The organism is Agarivorans sp. QJM3NY_30 (genome assembly GCF_050870855.2).
Classification (GTDB): domain Bacteria; phylum Pseudomonadota; class Gammaproteobacteria; order Enterobacterales; family Celerinatantimonadaceae; genus Agarivorans.
The window spans coordinates 1,147,586-1,169,511 of the sequence record NZ_CP194038.2; the positions used below are offsets into that span (position 1 = coordinate 1,147,586).

At 44.6% G+C, this 21,926-nt stretch carries 17 protein-coding genes; 10 read left to right on the forward strand and 7 right to left on the reverse strand.

The window, feature by feature from the left end; genetic code table 11:
* The first annotated feature begins 678 nt into the window (after window positions 1-678).
* The 6 genes from ACRRSX_RS05270 (at window position 679) to ACRRSX_RS05295 (ending at window position 9,472) form a co-directional block, all read left to right on the forward strand.
* Entirely contained in the window at window positions 679-1,539 is an 861-nt protein-coding gene (locus tag ACRRSX_RS05270; RefSeq protein WP_432454243.1) for a helix-turn-helix transcriptional regulator, read from the forward strand.
* Between the two features lie 80 nt (window positions 1,540-1,619).
* Window positions 1,620-3,272: an ABC transporter ATP-binding protein gene (locus ACRRSX_RS05275; protein WP_432454242.1), complete on the forward strand. Its 1,653-nt coding sequence runs from the start codon at window positions 1,620-1,622 to the stop codon at window positions 3,270-3,272.
* Window positions 3,265-4,974 carry an ABC transporter ATP-binding protein gene (locus tag ACRRSX_RS05280; RefSeq protein WP_432454241.1) on the forward strand — a complete coding sequence of 570 codons (1,710 nt, stop codon included), beginning with the start codon at window positions 3,265-3,267 and terminating at the stop codon, window positions 4,972-4,974. The genes ACRRSX_RS05275 and ACRRSX_RS05280 overlap by 8 nt, the downstream gene beginning before the upstream one ends.
* A 73-nt stretch (window positions 4,975-5,047) precedes the next feature.
* Window positions 5,048-6,304 carry an MFS transporter gene (locus tag ACRRSX_RS05285; protein WP_432454240.1) on the forward strand — a complete coding sequence of 419 codons (1,257 nt, stop codon included), beginning with the start codon at window positions 5,048-5,050 and terminating at the stop codon, window positions 6,302-6,304.
* A 71-nt stretch (window positions 6,305-6,375) separates the two neighbouring features.
* On the forward strand, window positions 6,376-7,332 hold the full coding sequence (locus ACRRSX_RS05290; protein WP_432454239.1) for a helix-turn-helix domain-containing protein: 957 nt from the start codon (window positions 6,376-6,378) through the stop codon (window positions 7,330-7,332).
* A 106-nt stretch (window positions 7,333-7,438) separates the two neighbouring features.
* Window positions 7,439-9,472, forward strand: coding sequence for a TonB-dependent siderophore receptor (locus tag ACRRSX_RS05295; RefSeq protein WP_432454238.1), 2,034 nt, complete (start codon window positions 7,439-7,441; stop codon window positions 9,470-9,472).
* A gap of 101 nt (window positions 9,473-9,573) precedes the next feature.
* Here the strand turns inward: ACRRSX_RS05295 and ACRRSX_RS05300 are convergent, their stop codons facing one another.
* From ACRRSX_RS05300 to ACRRSX_RS05310, 3 genes are all read right to left on the reverse strand, one after another.
* A complete protein-coding gene (locus ACRRSX_RS05300) occupies window positions 9,574-10,488 on the reverse strand; it encodes a pseudouridine-5'-phosphate glycosidase (protein ID WP_432454237.1) in 915 nt (304 codons plus the stop codon).
* Entirely contained in the window at window positions 10,481-11,572 is a 1,092-nt protein-coding gene (locus tag ACRRSX_RS05305; RefSeq protein ID WP_432454236.1) for a PfkB family carbohydrate kinase, read from the reverse strand. Before ACRRSX_RS05305 ends, ACRRSX_RS05300 begins: the two co-directional genes overlap by 8 nt.
* 200 nt (window positions 11,573-11,772) lie before the next feature.
* A complete protein-coding gene (locus tag ACRRSX_RS05310; RefSeq protein WP_432454235.1) occupies window positions 11,773-14,358 on the reverse strand; it encodes a pectinesterase family protein in 2,586 nt (861 codons plus the stop codon).
* 361 nt (window positions 14,359-14,719) lie between these two features.
* On the opposite strand from ACRRSX_RS05310, the gene ACRRSX_RS05315 reads away from it, so the two are divergent.
* Both ACRRSX_RS05315 and ACRRSX_RS05320 read left to right on the forward strand, forming a co-directional pair.
* Window positions 14,720-15,331, forward strand: coding sequence for a LysE family translocator (locus tag ACRRSX_RS05315; RefSeq protein ID WP_432454234.1), 612 nt, complete (start codon window positions 14,720-14,722; stop codon window positions 15,329-15,331).
* Between the two features lie 90 nt (window positions 15,332-15,421).
* Entirely contained in the window at window positions 15,422-15,829 is a 408-nt protein-coding gene (locus ACRRSX_RS05320) for a nuclear transport factor 2 family protein (protein WP_432454233.1), read from the forward strand.
* Between the two features lie 280 nt (window positions 15,830-16,109).
* Here the strand turns inward: ACRRSX_RS05320 and ACRRSX_RS05325 are convergent, their stop codons facing one another.
* The 4 genes from ACRRSX_RS05325 to ACRRSX_RS05340 all read right to left on the reverse strand — a co-directional run bounded on the left by ACRRSX_RS05325 (window position 16,110) and on the right by ACRRSX_RS05340 (window position 19,858).
* Complete coding sequence (locus ACRRSX_RS05325; protein ID WP_432454232.1) at window positions 16,110-17,045, reverse strand: DMT family transporter; 936 nt, start codon at window positions 17,043-17,045, stop codon at window positions 16,110-16,112.
* Window positions 17,046-17,182: 137 nt separating this feature from the next.
* A complete protein-coding gene (locus ACRRSX_RS05330) occupies window positions 17,183-17,893 on the reverse strand; it encodes a helix-turn-helix domain-containing protein (RefSeq protein ID WP_432454231.1) in 711 nt (236 codons plus the stop codon).
* 143 nt (window positions 17,894-18,036) lie between these two features.
* Entirely contained in the window at window positions 18,037-18,324 is a 288-nt protein-coding gene (locus ACRRSX_RS05335; protein WP_432456093.1) for a hypothetical protein, read from the reverse strand.
* A 352-nt stretch (window positions 18,325-18,676) separates the two neighbouring features.
* A complete protein-coding gene (locus ACRRSX_RS05340) occupies window positions 18,677-19,858 on the reverse strand; it encodes an EAL and HDOD domain-containing protein (RefSeq protein ID WP_432454230.1) in 1,182 nt (393 codons plus the stop codon).
* A 735-nt stretch (window positions 19,859-20,593) separates the two neighbouring features.
* Here ACRRSX_RS05340 and ACRRSX_RS05345 point away from each other — a divergent pair.
* Both ACRRSX_RS05345 and ACRRSX_RS05350 read left to right on the forward strand, forming a co-directional pair.
* Entirely contained in the window at window positions 20,594-20,854 is a 261-nt protein-coding gene (locus ACRRSX_RS05345) for a hypothetical protein (protein ID WP_432454229.1), read from the forward strand.
* A 197-nt stretch (window positions 20,855-21,051) separates the two neighbouring features.
* Window positions 21,052-21,405 carry a hypothetical protein gene (locus ACRRSX_RS05350; protein ID WP_432454228.1) on the forward strand — a complete coding sequence of 118 codons (354 nt, stop codon included), beginning with the start codon at window positions 21,052-21,054 and terminating at the stop codon, window positions 21,403-21,405.
* Window positions 21,406-21,926 lie beyond the last annotated feature (521 nt).

Consider the following 21,926-nt stretch of genomic DNA (forward strand, 5'->3'; position numbering starts at 1 on the left):
ATAATTACAAATATAAGTTGATCTATGTCACATATAGGTAGAGAATTGTGATGTGGATCAGGTAATCATTCGGAGAAAACAACATGAACTCATCAGTAACTACAGAATTTGACGTAAACAACACAAAAAAATCAAGCAGTAATGGCAAGTTGCACAAAACTCTAACTGACATCGCTACTTTGGTAACTATGTTTGCAGTGACAGCTACTATTCAATTATTGCTCACTTTAAGTTGGGTGAACTAACGAAAGGTAGTTAAACATTGTTTTATTGGTGGTTTGGCCTTGTAAGCTTATTTAGTTAATTTTATTTGGGGTCGAAAAATCGCCATTGCTAATCAGCAATTGATTGAGACAGGCTTTGTTTGACGTTTATCAGTCTTTCGTAATTTATTTTTAGCACGGAGCAGTGCACGCCTATTTGCTTGCTCAGTATTGCCAGGGACATGGCCTTATCTGCTTGTCGTTTATCGATTCTTGACGCAATTGAGCTTATTCCTCGTATCCTATCGCAATATTCATCTTCCTCTACTTCGACATTGTTCCATAAGTCTCCTATATCATCTTAAGTCAAAAATTGCCCATCTTAGCCAAAACAATTAGAGATCTATTTATTGCCATTTAAATGATAATCATTATTATTTAAATGAGTGATTAATAAGCATAACAGTGAAACCATATGGATGATTTGGTTACTCAAATAAAACAAGCACAATCGCTTATTGGTTGTTTAGATACGGTGTACCTTGATGGTCGATTAAGAGTCGATATCATCAATGTTCAAGCATCCCGAACCACCATATTAAATGATCCTGTCAACGCGGGTGGTTATCTTACTATTATGGGAAATAATGGTGCTTACAATCCTGACTTCCCTGACTATCCCGCATCTGCATTTGTACATCGTTTTATGGTGACAGTGTTACCCGAATCGAGGTGGCATGACACACTAGTTCTCCCAAGCAATGCGCAAATTCAGGCGATCCGGATCCATTTTCCTCAAGAGCAACCACCTTGTCAGTTATTGATGAAGGATAGTGTGGATGATTTTTTTGTGCCGTTGCAGTTGTACCAGGCCGGATGGCAGTTTCAGTTATTAGGGGAGTTGCGTTATGTGGTCAATTCAGTATGGAATTGTCGGCTGTCAGGAGAAGCGCGAAGGATGTGGATGCTCGGCAAGATGTATGAAATCTTAGCTTTAGCTATATCCCAGTCGAGACCTCAATCGTTAGCTGAAAAAGCAACAACTTTGGTTCGACAACAAATTGATTTGAACTGGACCATTGCTAGTTTAGCAAAGGCCCTGGCAACGAATGAATGTTATTTGAAGCAAGCTTTTCATCAAGAGTATGGCATTGGGGTTGCATCCTGGATCCAGCAATACCGTATTCAGCAAGCTCAACATCAGCTTAAATCGGGATTAAAGCCTGTGACAGATGTTGCATTCTCACTTGGATTTCAAACTAGTAGTTATTTTGCCAAAGTTTTCAAACGTCATATCGGACTTACTCCCTCTGAGTTTCGAAAGATAAATTCCTAAATTTACCTTTTCATTTCCTGAAAGTGACAGCAGACTTTTACCACTCATATAACAATGATTCTTATTTGCATTGGTGGCAGATGTTAGTTAATCAGTCGATGTCCAGAAAGCAGGCTTTTCTTTCGATACTAAAGGAGACACATTTACGCGTCATTACATCAATCGTGTGTGCAGTTCTAGCTTCTATCATTGAGCTCATTCCATGGTTATGTGTTTATCTCGGTGCTCAATCCATGCTTGCTCAGCAGCCAATTGGTGATTATGTTTTGTTGTTGAGTGGAGCGCTAATTATTCGCTATCTGCTTCACTCTTGCGCATTGTGGCAAGCTCACCTTGTGGCCTACCATGTAATTTCGAAACTACGCCAACATATTATTTTATCCTTGGCTGAAATGCCCGTTGAGCGATTAAAAACTTGGCACAGGGCAGATCTTGAGAAACGAATCTCAGAAGATTGTCAGGCCTTGGAGCCTCTAATTGCTCACCACAGTACTGACATCATCAATGGGATCTTGATGCCTATTTTGTTGGCTGGTTTGCTTTTTTATATCGATTGGCGAATTGGCCTAATAGCTTTTATTCCCTTGCCCATTGCAGCAAGTATTCAATTTTTATTTATGCGTGGATTTTCAGGCAGGCTCCATAAGTACCATGATGTTTTAGCTCGAATGCATGCCGCTCAGCTGGAGTTTTTACGCAGTGTTGGCGTGATGAAACTATTTTCGGTGGATGCGAAAGCTTATCAGCAGTTATATCAGGCAATGCGACGCCACCATCGCCTTGTGATTAGTTATACCCAACAAATGATCCGTGGCTGGATTAGTTTTGTCACGATTGCCCAGTGCTCATTTATGCTGGTTGTTCCATTTGCGATTGCTTTTGTGATTGATGGTTCGATGACCAAACCCGACTTGGTGATGGTTGCAGTGATTACTGCTGGTTTGTTAAAACCGTGGTTAGACTTAACCCAGGTGGTGGGTCAAATGCAATCTTCACTTCTCTCATTAGACCGAATCATTCCGCTATTTGGCCAAAAAATACAGCAACAACAGCGCTGGAGCGAGCCCGTTAAAGCAGTGACATGCCGTGATGTCTGCTTATATCAGGGGCAGCAAACGATACTCAAGCAAGCTGAGGGCACCATATTACCGGGTGAACGTGTACTTATTTATGGTGCATCTGGCTCGGGTAAAAGCTCTCTTATCGGAATTCTAAGTGGCTCATTAAAGGCTGACCGAGGTGATTGGTACATCAACGATACACCGGTGAGTCAGTTAAATGATCAACAACGTGCAGGTTTAATCGCCTTGGTTGGTCAACAAGCGATATTTTTTAAAGCTTCGCTCAGAGCTAACTTACTGATTAGCGACTTAAATATTAAGGATGAAGTGATTTGGACCGTTCTGAATTTAATGCGCTTGAGCGATATGGTTGAGCAGTTACCACATCAACTAGATACCCAAATGGATGAAACTCGACGTAGTTTTAGTGGTGGCGAAATGCAGCGCCTTGCCATAGCTAGAGCGATGCTAGCGGATACGCCTATCTTAGTGTTAGATGAGTCTACAGCCCACCTTGATGCTCAAACTGAGTTAGAGGTTCTTGAGGCGCTACGTGGTTATTCGCCGCATCAAATTCAAATTATTATTACTCACAAGCCGAATCAAGTCAGTACTGCGAATCGTCGTTGGCGATTGTGTGATAGCGCGATAGTAGAGGAATACCATGACTAAGTTTCGCTTCTTACTTCAATATAGTGGCGCCAGTTGTCGCCAATTTTGGCTCGGGATTATCGGAAAAATGTTGGCCGAACTAGTGCCAGTTGTGCTTTGGAGTCTGCTATTTATCTTTTTACTCCAAGGTATGACGCTGCCACTGTATGTCTTATTCTTGTTTGCGATTGGCTTAATTGCGTTGCAATTTGTGATAGGGCAAACGGCAAAAAAAAGTTTTATTGGCGCCTATCATATTACGCATCAATTGCGAGAGCGGCTGTTAAATGATCTTCGAAAGCAGCCGCTGGCTTGCCTCGTTGGCAAAGGACTTGGCGAGCGAATGAAACAAATTACCACCGATCTTAAGTTGTTTGAGGATATTCTTAGTCACTTGGTGGCTGATTTTTTAGCCGCAGGCGTGGCGCCCTTTGCGATGTTGATTATGCTGAGTTGGATTTCTCCGATACTCGCAGTATTGCTGGTCGTGATGATTGTTTTGGCATCGACCGTGTTGCTGTTACTAGAGAAACGTTTTAACCAAACCGCGCAACATTATCACCTACATAGTAACCAGACCGCCGATAAACTACTCGAGTATATTGCTTGTCTTCCAATGCTTAAGAGTTTTGGCAATGCAAGAAAGTTGGCGATCCCCCTAAATGATGAAATTGAACAAGTCCGAAAATCAGGACTAGCGCTAGAGGCTACCGGAGGAAAGGGGTTGAGGGCGGCCTGTATCTTACTTGAGCTAGCCTTACCCTTGGTTATGTGGCAGGGGGCTCGTATGGTCGATATTGGGACGCTCACCGCAACCCAATGGTTGGTCGCTGTTGCCGCCACGATCGCCTGTATCAAGCCCTTAACTCGCATGGCTTTTTTCTCAGCGATGTTACGTTACTTTGTGAATGCTGTATTTCGTTTGTATGCTTTGGCGAATACCCCCCTTCAGCAGCAACATGGTCAAGCGCTCACCAGTTATGAGCTTGAATTAGACGCCGTCAGTTTGCATTTAAATCAACAAACAATATTAGATGCTATTTCTATGAAAGTTGCGGCTGGTGAGCATGTCGCTATTGTTGGTCCAAGCGGAGCGGGAAAGTCTAGTCTATTAGATCTGATTGCGGCTTTTCATATGCCCAGCCAGGGGACCATCCGAATCGGCGGTTTAAGTCTCGAACAATCAGGTACCGAACACCTCTATCGCAATATTGCATATGTAACTCAAGACGTTCAATTATTTGCCGGAAGCCTGAAAGATAACCTATTGATTGCCGCTCCTGATGCTTCTGAACAAAGCATGCAGCAAGCCATTGTTGCGGCAGGTTTGGCACCGATGTTACAGCGCTTACCAAAGGGGCTGGAGAGTGAGGTTGGTGAAAATGGTAATCAGTTTTCACAAGGAGAGCGGCAACGGATTAGTATTGCTCGAGCGATTTTGCACGATGCACCGATCCTGCTTTTAGATGAGATTAGCTCAGCTTTAGACATTAATACACAAGCGCAAGTTATGGCGGCTTTAAAGCAATTGAGTATCCAAAAAACGGTGATTACGGTTGCTCACCGTCTAGATACGGTGCTTGATTCAGATCGGATTTACTTATTAGAAAAGGGCCAGATTAGTCATGTTGGCCAGCATGAAGCGTTGTTGTGTTCTAGTTCAAGCTATCAACAGCTATGGAAAGCGAATTGTTCGGGTTATGAAACCGCGGTAGGCATTTAACCACCGCTCAGCTGCCCTTGTAGAATAAGTACGAATCATTACTAAATATTGAGTCATTAATTGAGGTTATCGGATGCAAACGGCAACACCATTATCTTCGAAATTGGGTTTGGGATCTCTGCTGAGCATTATGGCGGGGGTGTATACCATCCAAAGCATTATTGGCATGTTCACCTTACAGGGACTTCCCGCCATCTTGCGCTCCGAAGGTGTATCGACTTCCCATATTGGCCTGTTTTACATCGCGATGTTGCCATGGGCGTTAAAATTTATTTGGTCGCCCACAGTGGAAGAAATACGTAAGCGAGGTGCGAATTTTAGCCATCATGGGTATCTAATTTTAGGTGCTCAATTATTGATCATTTTGTTGCTGCTGTTCTTTGCGACAAAAATAGCACTTACACAGCTCTGGTTGTTGTTTTCCGGTATATTTTTATTAGCCTTGTTGTCGACTTTTGCTGATATTACGACCGATGGTTTAGCGGTGGATCAGCTTGCGCCCCATCAGCGCCACATTGGGAATGTGATGCAAGTGGGCGGAGGGTATCTGGGGGCTATTTTTGGGGGGGGCGTGTTCATTTATTTGAATGGCATTTTTGATTGGAAAACCGCACTGCTGTTGTTGATAGTATTGGTTGGATTGATGTCCTTACCTTCGCTGAAATTATTCACCAGCAAAGTCGTTGTGTCTGCTGTTAAAAGTAAGACTCGACCTTCGCTTAGAAATGCCTTGGTCAAGCACCAAGTGCGACAAGGTTTAGTCGTGGTTTTTCTTTGTCAGTTTGGAACCCGAAGTGTGTTAGCGATGATGATGCCTTTTTTATATGACCAAGGGATCCAGCTTGAAAGTTTAGGTTTGCTGGTGGCTGGAGGTAGTGCCTTGACCGGATTTATTGGTGTTGGCTTGAGTGCTTGGCTGATCAAGCACAGCAGCGCTGGTAAGTTATTGTTGGGATGTTTATGCCTTGAATTATTGTTGTACATTGGATTTTTCTTCTATGCCGCAACGTTTTTGACTCAAAGCCAGGGCTTGGTGGTGCTATTTACCCTGAACGCAATTGTCGGTTCAGCTAAATTTGTTGTTTTATATACCTTAATGATGGACTGGTCATACGGTGAGCAGGCGGGAGTCGACTTTTCTCTATTCCAATCTATGGATATGGTTGTGGGGATCCTCATGGCGGTCATTTGCGGCTGGTTAATCTCTCAATTTGGTTATGCGGTTCATTATGGCTTAGCTATTTTAGCCAGTGGCTTTGCGATTTTTAAATTACGTGGTTTGTTATTAGCCAGACCTTTTAATGCGGTAAGCGAAACCCATCTCGCTTAAATTGAGGGTTTACTGCTCATCTTGAGTCAGTGATTCATCGAGGGATGTATGTTAGTTAAGGATGCGTTTTTATGGTTTCACCGTTAAATCTTCAAGCGGAAATTTCGCTCACCCAATTATTGTTAGATACACCAATGCAAGATACTTCAATACAAAATCAATGCCGATTATTACGTTGCAAGTTACAACCAGGCATTGATTTATTTATCTGGCAAAGTCAGCTGGTAGAGCCATTTAAACTCAGGGCTTACGATGATTTGGGGATGATAAATTTCACTTGTGCATTAAATGGTCAGTCAGAATTTTCTCTTAAGCATGAAAAGGCGCGTCGAAGATATCAGGTTTCTGAGGGGGCTAATTGTATTAGCTTCACCCCTGGTTGCCACGGCACTGCCTTATATCAAGGGCAATTTGAGAGTTTGGTTGTCGCAGTGCAGCCACGTATTTTGGAGCAATGGGGGATTGATCCAGGGGCGGTTATTCAAGCTCAGTTGAAGGCTCAATGTTGTTTCCTACAAAGTCCTTATCATCGCGAAATTCAAACCACCGCAGCTTTATTAAAACATAAATTACTAAAAATGGCTGCATACCCTCCAAGCCAGCGAAGTGCATCTTCGTTGTGGTTGTTGGGACATAGCATCATCTTTGTTAGCTTGATGTTGGAACAGTATCAGCAACAAACGGTTACGGGCTTCAAGCTGACTCAACAAGAGCAACAAAAGCTACAAGTTGCAAAAGAGTTGCTGCTCGCCGATTTAACTAAGGCACCTAGTATTTCTAGTTTGGCCTCCGAAACGGGTTTAAGTGTGCTGAAGATAAAACGTGGATTTCGCTTACTATTCGAGAATAGTGTTTATGGATTATTTCAAGTGGAACGAATGAAAGAAGCAAAAAAGCGCTTGTCAGCAGGGAATGTACAAGTTTTAACCGTTGCTTCCGATCTTGGCTATGTGAATGCGAGCCATTTCTCTAGCGCCTTCTATAAACAATTTGGGGTGAACCCTTCAACTTATAAACGTAGTTTCTAAAAGATGTTATGGATACCGAAACGGGCATAAGAAAAACCTTTTCGGGTAGTCTTTAGTGTTGCAAATGATTATCATTTGCAACACTAAAGGATGACAAGGAAACAACATGAACCTTAATGGCTTTTATCTATTGGTCTTTATCAGTACGTTAAGTGCTCCGGTAGTTGGTGCGGAACCAAGTCCCGATGAGGCTGGGGCCTTAGGCACCATGGTCGTGACGGCGAGTAAACAATCCGCTCACGCGGCATCATCAATTAATGTGTCTTCGAGTGTTGTGGATAAATATCAGCTTGAAGATGCCAGAGTCACTCAGGTTGAAGATTTAAGCCGAGTATTACCAGGTTTGAAAATTGAAAAGAGTGGTAGTTTATTGTTTCCTATCGTTTCTTTGCGGGGGGTGTCGTCGGCGCAAGATTTTTATCACCCTTCGGTGAGTATCTATGTGGATGGTGTTCCACTGCTCGCCACCGACATGTTACAAGTTTTAAATAATGTTCAAAGCGTTGAAATGTTACGTGGTCCTCAGGGAACGCTATATGGGCAAAGTGCGCAGGGTGGGATCATCAATATTGTGACAGCGAAACCAGGCAATCGAACCCAAGCTTTTGTCGCTGGAGGTTGGGCAAGCCGTCACAGTAATCATGGCAAGATACACGTAAGCGCGCCGATACAAAAAGGCCTGTTGTATGCGAGTGTGACTTTATCGAGACAAGATGATAATGGTGACTTCACTAACCCTGCCACCGGCAGTGATGACTTGGGTGGGGCAGCAAGTGAGTTGGGCAGCATGGCATTTCGTTTGGCGCCCGATGACCATCCTTGGGAAGCCAATTTAAAGATCAGTCATAGTTGTACCGAAGCGAGTCAAGATACCTATATCGATTACGATGATATTGACAATAAAACCTTAAGTCTTCTTGACGGATCGCCAGATCCCTATTTGAAACGTTGCTCCAATAGCCAATCGCTTGCTGGAACTTATACGGCGGCCGATTGGGAATTAATGATGCTTACGGCTTTTCAACAACAAGATTATCAACGGCTTTTCCCAAATGGTTCGGTAATTGCCAATATGCCTGAAGATTGGCAGCAAAATGTACAAGAAATTCGGCTCGCTACCCGCGGAGCTAAACGTACAATAGACGCTGTTTTCGGGCTCTATCGTCAATATACAAAACAGCAACTTAATCTTTCTTATGATTTGTTATCAGGTCCCAATTATCAAACTAGTGATGCTCAAACCACAATGCAAACGATCGCTGCCTACAGTGATTTAACATGGCATGTTAGTGAGCGATTTAATCTTGGAGGTGGTCTGCGTTTCTCGCATGAGCGGGCTAAAACTAGTTATGCTATTTCGCAAATGGGGACCCCTTATAATGCTCAAAATAGTTTGCAAGATAATCACTTACTTGGGCAGTTATCCTCTGGCTATCAGCTCAATCAAGCATGGTACTTATATTCAAGAATAGCCCAAGGCTACAAAGCGGCGGGATTCAATATTATTCCTACCGCGAGCTCATCAGCGGAGCCATATGAGCAAGAAACGTCTATCAACTATGAGCTGGGTTCACGTTATCAGGCGGGGCCGCTGCAAATTCAGAGTGCAATTTTTCATACCCATACCAAAGATATGCAGTTGTATTTTGGTCCTTTGGGTGGGCAAACACTATCGAATGCGGGAACAGCAGATGCGACGGGGATCGAATTGAGCTCTAGTTGGCAATTTAACCCTATTTGGACTTGGGATATTGATGGGACTGCAGTACATGCTGAATTTACCGATGACAGTCTTTTATATGCTGGAAACAAGGTGCCTTTTGTTCCTGAGTTTAGCGGGTCGACGAGTTTGAATGGAGCCATTGATGGGGCCTATGGCATGTTGACGCCTCGCGTGGCTTTGAATGTTGTAGGGCCGCATTATTTTGATGGTGATAACCAGCTTCGACAAGCCAGCTATGCACTCACTGATCTTCGGCTTGGATGGCAGGCAAATGACAAGTTTAATCTTTCGGTGTATGCCAATAATGTATTTAACCGTCGTTACCGAACTTATGCCTATAGCAGTGGTAGCTCAAATTATGCTCAGGCTAATGTTGGTCGAACCATTGGTATCGATTTACGTTACGATATTTATTAGTTGAAGGACTGTTATCAAACGGTAGCTTAGTTCGAAATGTTTAAGCTACCGATTTTAAACAGGCAAGTAATCTGTCGATTACTTGCTTAGCTGTATATGACTTAGGCGCAGTAGGCGATGGCAATCGCCGCGCCAAGGCGTGCATTGTTCAGCACCAGCTGAATATTACTCTCTAAGCTATCCCCACCTGTCAGCTCACACACGCGGGCCAGTAGGAAGGGGGTTGATTGCTTACCACTAATCCCTTGCTGTTCGGCTTCTTGTAAGGCTTGCTCAATGGCAGCATCAATGCTGGCCTTAGGCATTGCATATTGCTCTGGAATGGGGTTGGCAATGACCGCCCCACCTTGCAATGCTAACTGTTGTTTAGCTTTTAAAACGTCAGCTATTTGCTGGGCTGAATCTAAGCGATAATCTACTTTAAAGTCGCTTTCACGAGTGTAGAAGGCGGGGAGGCTGTCGGTTTGGTAGCCGATGACCGGAACACCATTGGTTTCTAAATACTCTAAGGTTAAGCCTAGGTCGAGAATCGATTTGGCACCGGCGCAAACCACCGCGACATTGGTTTGCGATAACTCTTCTAAATCCGCAGAAATATCGAAACTTTGTTGAGCACCGCGATGCACCCCACCAATTCCGCCAGTAGCAAAGATTTTCACACCAGCCATGGCGGCTAAGATCATGGTTGCCGCTACTGTGGTTGCGCCATGTTGACCCGCTGCAACCACAAAGGGAATGTCACGACGGCTGACTTTAGTGACCGACAGTCCGGCTTTACCTAGTAGTTCAATTTCGTCCTTTTCTAAACCAACTTTGAGTCGTCCATTAATAATCGCGATGGTCGCTGGAATTGCGCCTTCTTCGCGCACGGTCGCCGAAACCTGCAGGGCCGTTTCAACATTTTTCGGGTAAGGCATACCATGAGAAATAATGGTTGATTCCAGCGCGACAACTGCTTGGTTGGCTGCGAGGGCTGCGGCGACTTCGGGATGAATGTCGAGAAAAGAATTAAGCATGGTGACTCTCCATATGGCGGCGTACCGCTCGTTCAGAAATAAGTGGATTGATCGTGTGTTCGGATTGGGTGGCAATTTGCGCGCAGGCGAAGGCAAATTCGACACTGTCTTGCCAGGACCAGTTTTGTAAGCTTGCGTGGCTCATGCCTGCCATCATCGCATCTCCGGCACCGGTGACATTGATGACTTGCGGGTTTACATTGCTTAAGCGGATCACTTGCTGCTGATCACTGGCGTAGATCCCGCGCGCCCCTAGACTCAGTAGCAGTTTGTTCACACCAGCCTGATGTAAGGCTTCGCAAACCCGTGGCAAATCATCGTCACTATTAATGGTGACGCCGCTGAGCAGCTCGGCTTCGATTAAATTTGGTTTTAGCAGCTCTATTTGTCCCAGATAAGGCCTTAGTTTATGGGCCTTATTAGTGGACACTGGATCAACGAAGATTGATGGTGTTTCAATACAATCAAATAAGTAGGCCAGCGCATCTTCGGATAGGTTGGCATCGAGGATCAGAAGGTCTGCATAACTTAGCAATGACTTGTGTTTCACTAACTGACTTGAATCTAGTTCTTCTAAGATCCGCATGTCGTTGAGTGCCAGTTGCATCTCACCCGAGGCATCATGGATTGAAAGGTAAGTGGCGGTATGACTGGTTTGACTACGTAATAAGTGGCTCACGCCAATACCTGCTTCTTGGCAGGCTGCAATCAGTTGCTCTCCCCATTGGTCTTTACCGATATTGGAAACTAAGTCTACTTTACTGCCCAGTCGCGCAAGGTTATCGGCGATATTACGGGCTACGCCGCCGGGGCTATTGTGCAGGGTGCCTAGGTTGGAATCGCCAGCAATTAAAGTGCCGCTGGCTTTGCCGCATAAATCCATATTGGCGCCGCCAATCACCACCGCACTACGTTGGGAGGCAATAATATATCCCTTGCCTTTAATCAGACCTTTATTGGTTAAATTCATGATATGACCGGCCACCGCACTGCGGCTAATGCCCAGTTGGCTGGCCAGTTCTTGCTGGGCGATCATTGGGTTATCGCGCAGTATCGTGAGAATTTGTTGCTCTCTATTTGTCACAAACAAATGTCCGTTTTGCAAACTTAAGTTCGTATTGTAGTCTACTGCTCAGAAAAATAAAGTACAAATTTTGCTGCTTGGGTGCTGGCCAATATTCATTCGCAGTTCAACTTTTGCTGTAGCGATTGGGGGCGCATCTCAAGCGCAAAAAAAAGCCCCTCCTACCAATGGGTGGGAGAGGCTCGAGACTCGTGGTGAGTTTACAGTTTTTCGGCCAGAGCGCTTAAGTCTCGGTTGGACTTGATTTCTTTCAGCACTAACTTGGCGACCACTTCGGCTCCGGTTTGTTGGAAGTGAGTCGTATCGGGCTTATCCAAGCGCCCAGTCCGGTTTTTATAGAAAGGATACTCGGCGGGGTCAACGGCTAACCAATAGGTTTTCCATACGTCTTCACCTTTTTGGTTAGCGGCTGCAATCACCTTACTTTGCATATCGAGTAAAGGGACGTGATTTGCTTTAGCTGTGTCTTTCACGGTTTGGGTGTAGCTGCCATAGAATTGGTAGCCACCGTCAGAACGTTTCTTGGTGACATGCTGAACAGGATTAAGCGGCACACCAAGTTTCTTTTTGGCGGTCTTGGCGCGAGGCACCGAGGTGAGTAGCACCGGGTGTAATTGTTTCTCTTTGGCAAAAGCCAGGTAGCGCTCTAAAGAATGTTGGAAAGAGTATTCTGACTTACCTTGTGGGAACTGCGGTTGACCTTCTGGTGTATTGGGGTAAGTACATAGGTTGGCGACATCAATTGGGCCGCGTTTTTTCTTCGCGCCATTACATTTTTCATCGTTATGACTAAATTGGATGAATAGGTAATCGCCGGCTTGCACTAAGGAGCCCATTTCGCTAAACCAACGTCCATTAATATAATCACGCGAACTGCGTCCGGAACGTGCTGCATTCACCACCATCAGTTTAGGATTGTCAGCGAGCAATTGGTCTAAAGCCTGGCCCCAGCCCATGCGCGGATAAACATCGGCTTCGTAGTTAGAAGCAGTTGAATCACCAACAATAAATAAACGCGTTGCGGCTGATTTTAACGCTTGTTGGCTTTCGGCTAACTGGATCCCATCGATGGTATATTCTGGGATGCTGGCTAAATTGATGATCGGTTTAAAGCTTAAGTCGGTGAGCGTAGTTTGAGCCGCCAAACCGGTCGAGGTTTTATAGGCGCGATTATGCACCACTTGCTGGCTGATGCTTGTCATGAGAGGGTGTAACTTGGCATCGTAGCTCACTGGGTCGAAAGACTGACTGATACCCTGTTGCGCGGCAAGTTCAGCAAAGGTTTGTTGGAAATTTTTAGTGGCGGTCTGCCAGGCTTTGTGGGAGAAAGCGGGGAGCTTGTCGGCGCTGACTAAAAGTTGCGGGCCGTTGATCCCTTCTGTCTTGGCAAGGCTGGAAACGATTAAGTCCGAAAATGGATTTACATTGCCTAAGGTTTCCCCTTGATTATTCACCTCAACCACTAGCGCACTGGCGCAGAGCGAGCGTTGGGTTTCGCTGCGCAAGCAAGACTCACCACTATTGTCATTGGCTGATACCAGCAGTGGTGGGGTCATACCGGTAATCGACAGTTGGTAGCGACCCTGAGCATCGGTGTTGCTGGTGAGTGTCTTACCTAAGCTGTCTTTAACCAAAATACTGGCTGGAAATTGCATGCTACGATGTAAGACTTCGCCCTTGAGCAGGCTGTTATCGCCTAAACTTATGCTGGGTTGCCAACCCGCTAAGATGTTACTCGTGGTGTATTTTGAAGCCTGCTGCTGGCTCAGCTGTGGGCGTTTTTCTAGATTGGTTTTGGCACCTGCACCGCGTGAGGCGTACTCCCAAAAACGTGAGTCTTCAGGATGGAACCAGATCTTATTCTTGTTGATATCTTTACCACTCATTTTATCCCAGCCGTAGATATGGTCGTCCATTTCGCAGTTGAGATAAGCGCTGTGGCCAATCGCATCGGGATCAGCATAGCGCCCGTCAGTAAATCTAGTAGTGGGATGCCAAGGGCGACCTAAGCCATAACTGTTGGCGGGCACCCCAGCTTCTTTGCTCAAATGACAATTTTTAAAGACTAAGCCATATTCGTGGTCAATATTGGTGGCAGGCGCTGTCATATAACCATAGGCATTACCAGTTTTCACATCGTTGCGATTGCGCGCAACAATATTGCTGTTTTCAAATAATCCGGTGCCGTGACCGAAGATAAAATCAACAGTACCGCTAATTTGGGATTGGTCGAAATAACTGTGTCCGCCACGTAGATAAAGGGTGTCTTGATAGCTGCGCAGATTCACATCTTTAAACTGTACTCGCTCGCCCTTTTTACCCACATATAGAGCCACAGCTTGGGTTCCGCGTTGGCGAGTTGGGTCATCGGCGCTTTTGGCTTGGTTTGCAGGAAAATCAAAGCCGTTTTCGATGGTGAGAGAGCGGGCGCTAAAGTCTTTTGCATCAACGTTGACGGTACGGCTACCAGTGGTGCCAAACTTCTTCCCATTGGGTTTTAACATGCTATTGGCAGTGGTGGCGGTAATGATGGTCTTGTCGCGATCTTCGCCTATGAGATAGATATTATCGCGTTTTATTTCTAGTTTTTCTTGATACTGTCCGTTGCGGATATAGATAACATACGGTGAACCATCGGACGGAGCGCTATCGATAGCCTGTTGCACCGACTGGAAATCGGCTGAGCCGTCTAAGGCGACGACGACATCGTATAGTGGTAAGGAAAATGCTGATGAGGCATACAGCATCACGCCAATGCTTAGCCCTCGTGTAAGATGTTTTTTCATATGCTATCCCTATAATAAAACAGTAATTCTTTAATTAAGAAACATCGGTTTATTATATTTCAATTCAATCTATTAACTGTGATCGCAATAATAATTGCTAACAATAGTTGGCTGATGAAGCCGTTATCGATGACATCTTTAGGACTCAGTTTTGTTTGGATTTTCCTGTCATTAGCGTGATTTGGAGGCCGAATCTTTGAGTTGGCAAGCGATTTGTTATTGTATAACATCGACGATGAATGTTGGTCTTAGCGCTTGAAAGTGTTGCTTGTGATTCCAGCGATACGCATCATGATCGCTTAATCCTTGTAAGCTGCTATGACTTGCAGGCTGATTGTTTATTCTCAAGGAAAATGCAGAGATGATTAGTATTGAGTTTTTGCTTACCTCGCTGGTGGTGGTATTAATCCCTGGAACAGGGGTGTTATATACTATTTCTGCGGGTTTGTTTATTAGCGCGAGGGCGAGCGCCGTTGCTGCAGTGGGTTGTACTTTGGGAATTGTACCTTCCTTGTTGGCGAGCATCTTGGGTTTGTCAGTGATTATGCATAGCAGTGCACTTGCATTTCAGGTACTGAAATATGTTGGACTAGTTTATTTATTTTATTTGGCATGGTTGATGTGGCGCTCTAGTGGGGCGTTGTCGTTGCATCAACCGAGTGCTCAGCGGGGAATGATGGCGGTGGCGCTGAAGGGTTTTTTAATCAATATTTTAAACCCCAAACTCACAATTTTCTTTGTTGCATTCTTGCCTCAATTTTTGCCAAACAATGCTGTGGATAGCTCGCAAATGCTGTGGTTAGGCGCGATATTTATGCTGATCACCTTGTTTGTGTTTATCTTGTATGGCTTGTTGGCCAGCCGTATTCGCCAGTATATTTCTCATTCTCAAAAGTTGAGTAAATGTATACAGCGCTGTTTTGCCGGTAGTTTTGCTTTATTGGGGATTAAACTGGCATTCACTGAGCGTTAGGCTTCAGCCGGGCTTAAGCTTTCGGCTTGGCATGTTACGTGGTCTTTGAGTGGGAAAGTTATTTACAGATAAATGAAGGAAGAAAATGATATGACATCGGCTCAAACGCATCATTTTGTTGCGCCGAAACAAGTGGTTCGGTCATTTTGGGAGGCAATGAGAACGAATGATTTTTACGCTGCTGCGGCATGGCTGGCTGAAGATTTTGAAGGTTTCTGGCCGCAATCCGCTGAGCGGATCGTCGGGCGAAATAATTTTGCAGAAATTAATCAGCAATATCCGGCTGAGGGACGCTGGACCTTCCAAGTGAACTCATTGCTTGCCGAGGGCGATCAAGTGGTTAGTGATGTATCGATCAGTGATGGGGTGTTACACGCCAGAGCGATTACCTTTCACACCGTTAAGGATGGGCTAGTCGCGAAACAAGTGGAGTACTGGCCAGAAGATTTCCCAGCCCCTGAATGGCGAGCCCAATGGGTTGAATTGAACCAAGCGTAGACTCCCCCGCCGATACTATGAGACCACTATCGGCTAGCAGAGGTCACCAGAGGGAATAGGTTTTTGCCTCGCTTGATGTGGGGCTGTCACTCACGGGAATGGCATGATAAATCAACCTTCGGTTGTTTTGGCACCAAGCTCGCTACAGTCGTATTTGCTTAAATTAATCATGCTAGCAATGCCCTTATCGGACGGTAAGGTCACTATTTTTCAATGTGATGAGTCTTTTGTTCGCTGCAAGCATTGCGCAATCGTTAGACCTCTCGAGAGGTCAATTGATTTACGGTTGTTGATTGCCACGGTTGGGGGCATTGCTTTGGCTCTGGATCACTAAGCAAACGCTAATCAATAACATGCCTGTCCAAGCACTCAGCGAGAGCCGTTCTCCAACAACCAGTACCGCTAAAACGGCTGCAACCACCGGTTCGAATAGGGTTAACAGAGTCGCTCGGCTAGCATGCAGGGTACGCAGCCCGAAACCAAAGGCGAGATAGCCAAGAAACATTGGGACCAAAGCCATATAGCAGGCCAGAGCGGTATTTTGTATGCTGGAGAATAACTGTTCTCCAGTGACCAGTAGTGAGGGCAGCAACAACAGAGATGCGAGTCCAAATAAGCTACCTATTGCAGATTCTGATTGGACACCCTTGTCGATCAGAGATTTGGCAAGCCAAGCGTAGATAGCGTAGCTTAAGCCCGCGAGTAAGCCGAGTAAGATCCCGAGTAATTTAGCGGTGTTGGCTTGTTTAAACTCTGTGCTGGATGATGCGGCATAGGTCAATAGTGCAATTCCTAAAGCACCTAAAGAGAAGCTGAATAACCACTGTTTGGTGATATTATTTTTTTTGCTCAATAGACATTCCAATAATACCGTTGCAAAGGGGGCGGTCGCGATCGAAATCACCGTTCCAATTGCGACACCTGCGAGTCGCATTGAGCTATAGAAAGCCAAAGGATAGAGTGCCACAGCGAAGGCTCCGAGAACGAGCTCTTTCTTCAATGTTCGTAGTTGTTGAAGGTCAGATTTGAGTCGATGCCTTGCTATTACCGCTTGCATTAGCCCACCAAAACCCATGGCAAATGCGCCGATGGCTAGAGGGTCTACTTCTGGGGCAAAGCTTGCAGCAGTGCCAGTGGTACCCCATAACAATGAGGCAAATAGTATTGCAAGACTGGCTTGTTGTTGAGTTGAGTGATTGTTGGTGGTGAATTTCATCTGCTTGACGATCCTTGCTTGTGGCCGTTAATCGCTTGACTAGCTGCACGGCATGTTGGCTTTAGGATAAACAGAATGAAATAGAATTAGTTTGCTAAACGGACGCAATCTTTGTTTCGATAGGCGTTTTTTAATCGCTAGCGAGTACACTCTCGAGGAGAGAGCCCAAAGTGGATGGAAAATCGACGGCTAAAGGCCGATAGGTCCTTGTAACCGACACGTTCGGCAACTAATTGTACTGGCAAGTCGGTATGAGTAAGCAGCGCTTTGGCTTTCTCCATACGTTGTTGAGTAATAAATTGATGGACGCTCAGCCCTAGCGCAGTTTTGAATAATTTCTTAAATTGAGTCGGGCTGAGGCATGCTCGCTCGGCGAGCTGATTGATGCTTAGATCAATATTCAGATGTTCGTGGATAAAAGCCTGAATTCGCCGGATCCGAGGATCCATCGCTTGGTATTCTCCTTGCTGCTTTAACAGAGTGTAGAACAGCTGGAAGATAGACTTCTCTATCTCCGGTTGGAGTTGGTATTCTAACTGAGTTTCGATGAAGGAAAGGTAGCTGAGTAGCGGTGGCGTCACCGAGAAAATCATGGCCTTTGTTGGTGCCAAATTAGCAGGTAAGTCCTGCATATCTGCGACCACAAAACGGGCTGCTTCATCGGCATGGAAATGATGTCGCTGTCGTGAGGGGACCACCACACACTCACCTACAGCCACTCTGCCTTGATAATCAGCCAATGCGATATGGATCGCGCCTTGGATCGGTAACACCAACTGATGATGGTGATGCCAGTGACTGCAACGTTGCTTGCTATAGGCTCGAATCGTTAAGCTATTTTCTGTCATTGGAACAATTATGATCAATAAAGCAGCAGTATAGTATAAACCGCTGAGCGCCTATAGTGTCATTTTTTGCAGTAAAAAGGCCTATGGCGAGGCGGGAGTTGGAAACTAATGTTTTAGTGGCTTAGCCATCGGTTATAGCTTGACTAGCGATGCTTACGTTGTTGCTTGAGCTCGTCCGGTGTGGCATTGAAGGAGCTTGGTAATACATCCACACCGAATATCTTCCCTAACTTGACGATCAGGGGAATGGTAATGGGCGCGAAAGGTAAAACGGCAAACATACTTAATCCTAAGCTCTTGAGTACATCGGCAAATTGTTTATTCGCCTTGCGTAACTCTTCGGCACTGGCCTGCTTCTGGGTGTAACGTCGATAAGTACTTAGCATTTCTTTGGTTTCTTGTTTTTCTTGAGCTAAGGCTTCTTTTACCATCAGTAAGTCACGCCTTAAACGTTGCCATATACTCAGTTTTTTTACTCGACTCAAAAATCACTCCATTGGTTTACAAAACGCTAAGGTGGTTATTGTTCTAATATTTGCGGCAGTTAAGCAAGAACTATTCACTATATTTCAGTATAGCGGTGGTTTGGATTGTTTATTCCAGGCGCAGCTGATCTTTGCTCTCCAGTGCCATAAGCGTTGTCATTGTGACAGGAAGCGTGGATTTTGGTGTTTTATAATTTTAGCCGAAGGCAATCTTGCATATGACGGGTCTGGCTTGAATCAAGCATCAATAGCCGCAAAGCATCACCAAAGAGCAGCTGTTCTTAATAAATAATTTATTTTACAAGAGATTATAAAACTCAAGTAATGTATCTACATTGACTTTTAAGGCTTCGGCATTGGTTTCGAGCCGTTGCCATTGACCAAGTTCAATGGCATCGATCAGTTGCAGCATTTGCCCCCAACGACCGACTCTTGAGGTGAGAGCCTGGCTAATATCTTCCGGCAGTTTTAACTGTTGACATATAGCTGTCATCTCTACCGCAAGGATGGCATCAAACAGGGATAATAGACCGACGCTATACGCAATATCTGGATCACAGCTTAGCGGATACTGCTTCGTCATGAAAGCTAAGGTTTGAGCTCGTTTTAAGGCATTTGCATAGAGGATCTGTGGTCGATTCACTGCCAGTTCTGAGGTGATTACAATATGGATTAATTTTTTGAGTTCAGCCATTCCCACATAGCTCACAGCATGCTTAATACTGAGAATTGGTTTGCTTACCATACGACAGTTGTCGTTGGCTTTGCTGAGTAGTATCGCCATTAACGCCGCATCGTTGGCGATATTATCGCTAATGTCTTCCACCGACACATTGCTTTGGCCAATTTTATTCAGTAGTTCCAAGAGGTAGAGTTTTCTGGGGGTCAGCACTCGTAGCTTCGACATGCTCGGCTTATAAAAGTGAAACCCTTGAAAAAGCTGGTAGCCATATTCTAAATAGCGATGAAATTGTGATTCGGTTTCGACTTTTTCGGCTAATAGGGTCAGGTTAAGTGGCTTAAATCGAGTGGCAATGGCTTTTACATCCTCCTCTGGGGCGACGAGGACATCCACCTTAATTATATCTGCATAATGGGCGTATTCGAGCCAAGGGCTACTTAATTCAAAGTCATCTAGGGCAATGGTATAACCTAATTCACGCAGGTTTTTGATGGCTTTTAACAAGGCTTCGGTGGGCTGACAGTGTTCTAAAATCTCTATGACGACACTTTTTTTTGGCAGTAAGGTTGCCTTTTCTTCGAGTAAATCTTGTTCGGTAAAATTAATAAAACTACGATGTTCACTGCCCAACTGATTCAGCACCCCTAAGATAAAATTACCACTGATAATATGGTCGGTTGCTCTGTCTACTTGGTCGGATTGGTTACGAATACTGTCTGCGCCGCGAAACAATAGCTCGTAAGCAACGATTTGATTGGTAGCATCTACAATAGGTTGTTTAGCAAACTGAAACTTCATTAATATTCTTACCATTCAGGATCAAGCTTGAGTTTAATCATGGCAGAATATGAGGTGTTTTATCAAGAGTGGCGTCAATGATATGAGGGGGGGGGGCTTATCCTGTGAGCTTATTCTGAAAAATATAAGGCATTATCTGCTTATTTGTGGACGATGAGGCGGTGTTGTTAGGAGTAACGACAAGTTGTGGATTCACTTTTGTTCGATGCAAAAAGGACTAAATTGTGTTGAGTTGTATGTTATTTCGAGAGGTAAGTCGTCAAGCGTCACTTTCCCTTTGAAGTAAAATCAGACTCCTTTCTAGAGGGTATTTTGAGCTGGTGCTACGCACTCAAGGATTCTGCTTTCCCATCGCTGATATTAGCTCGGCTGGTGCTGTTTATTTGATTCAATAGTAAGAGCTAAGCATTCCTTTAAGCTTATCTGCCCCTCGGATGGGCAGAGATATTCACCTTTAAAGCTTATTAAGCTGATATTCGAAAGTCGAGTTCTAAGCTATTGACGCCGATCGGCGACAGCCTTGCGGTAGGCCTGCACAGGCGTCGTCACTCATAGCATTTTATTGCGTCGTTAATCAACAACACCTTCGCTTACTTTACACCTCTAATTTATAGTTAAGTCATTGTTATTTAATTGCTTTTAACTTATGGCCTAAGCCTTGCTATTAGCTTGTTGCCTCGCTGCTTTGTTAGAGCAGCATATTTTAAGAGTGTTCATTATCACAGGAGTTATATCATGAAATTAAAATATACTTTTCCAGTACTAGCCGTGTTTGTTGCGAGTTTGGCGTCTGCCAATGATGATATTTTTAAAGGCTTAGATACCAACCAAGACATGGTTGTGAGTCAAGAAGAAGCGGCTGATTTGCCTATTTTAGCTGAAGTTTGGGCGAGTTTAGATACCGATAAAGATGGGGTATTAAGCCAAACTGAGTTTAATAACCTAGATTTATCTACTGATCCAGCAAAGGCTGAAAATAGTGAGGTGTCTGAATAACTTCTGCTCTAGTTATCGCGAAGTAATCCTTTTGGGTTGCTATCTGGACTTACGGCGGTAGATACATTTGGTCTAGTGATGATGCCGCTTCATCTAAGGTAGTTTCCAGCGCTTAAGCCTGTGCTCGCTTAAGCGCCTTTTTTAAGGTCAAGACGCTACGCCTATGTTGATGGGCATATTATTTACGGAGTTTTATCATGAAATTAAAATATGGCTTTCTCGTCTTAGCCGTGCTGGTAGCCAGTTTTGCTATATATAAGGGCTTAGATCCGAATCAAGAGTTGGTGGGGACTCAAGAACAAGCTGCTGAGTCTACCCAGAATGAATTGAACAACTTGCAATTGTCGGCCGAAGCAGATCAAGCTGCAAATGGCGAAGTGTCTGAAAATAGCGACGTCGTTGTGAATCAGGCGATGCCTAAAGATATCGAGTCGTCTGAAAATGATGCCCCTGCTGACAATCTCCAAGTATCTGAAGATAAGGCGGTCGTTGAAAATTATGAAACGGCTGAAAATAACGAAATTTCTGAAAATAGTGAGGTCGCTGAATAGTTTTCCATTTTAGTTTATCGCGAAGTAATCCTTTTTAGGTTTCTATCTTGCTGAGGCTGGCGAAAACAATGGTCTAGTTATGCTGCGGCTCCAGTTGAGATAGTTTTCCAGCGCTTAAGCCCGTGCTAGCTTAAGCGCCTTTTTATATGCTTTGCGGATGGTTTTCTCAAGACATAAAGCTTGAACCATAAATTTCAAGCCATTGCAGAGTATGTCGCTCGCGGTTTGCTCCAAGGCATACAATTGCCTGAATAATAAAGCGATTATTTGCATCAGTTTGATCGTTGGTAAATGGTCCGCAATACGCAAAGCACTCTTTTCATATATTTTACTCACGGGTGTAAAACCGTCCATAGCATCGGGTTGCCGCTTGTTTCGCAATGCTGAGTTCTCGAGTACATGCGCTAACAATTGTAAATCCTCAATAGTTTGCCAATTATCGCTGATGATTTACATATTTTGTGCTGTTACGCCCGCCGTTGGATATTTAAAGCTTGTTGTATGATGCCGACTCATCATTG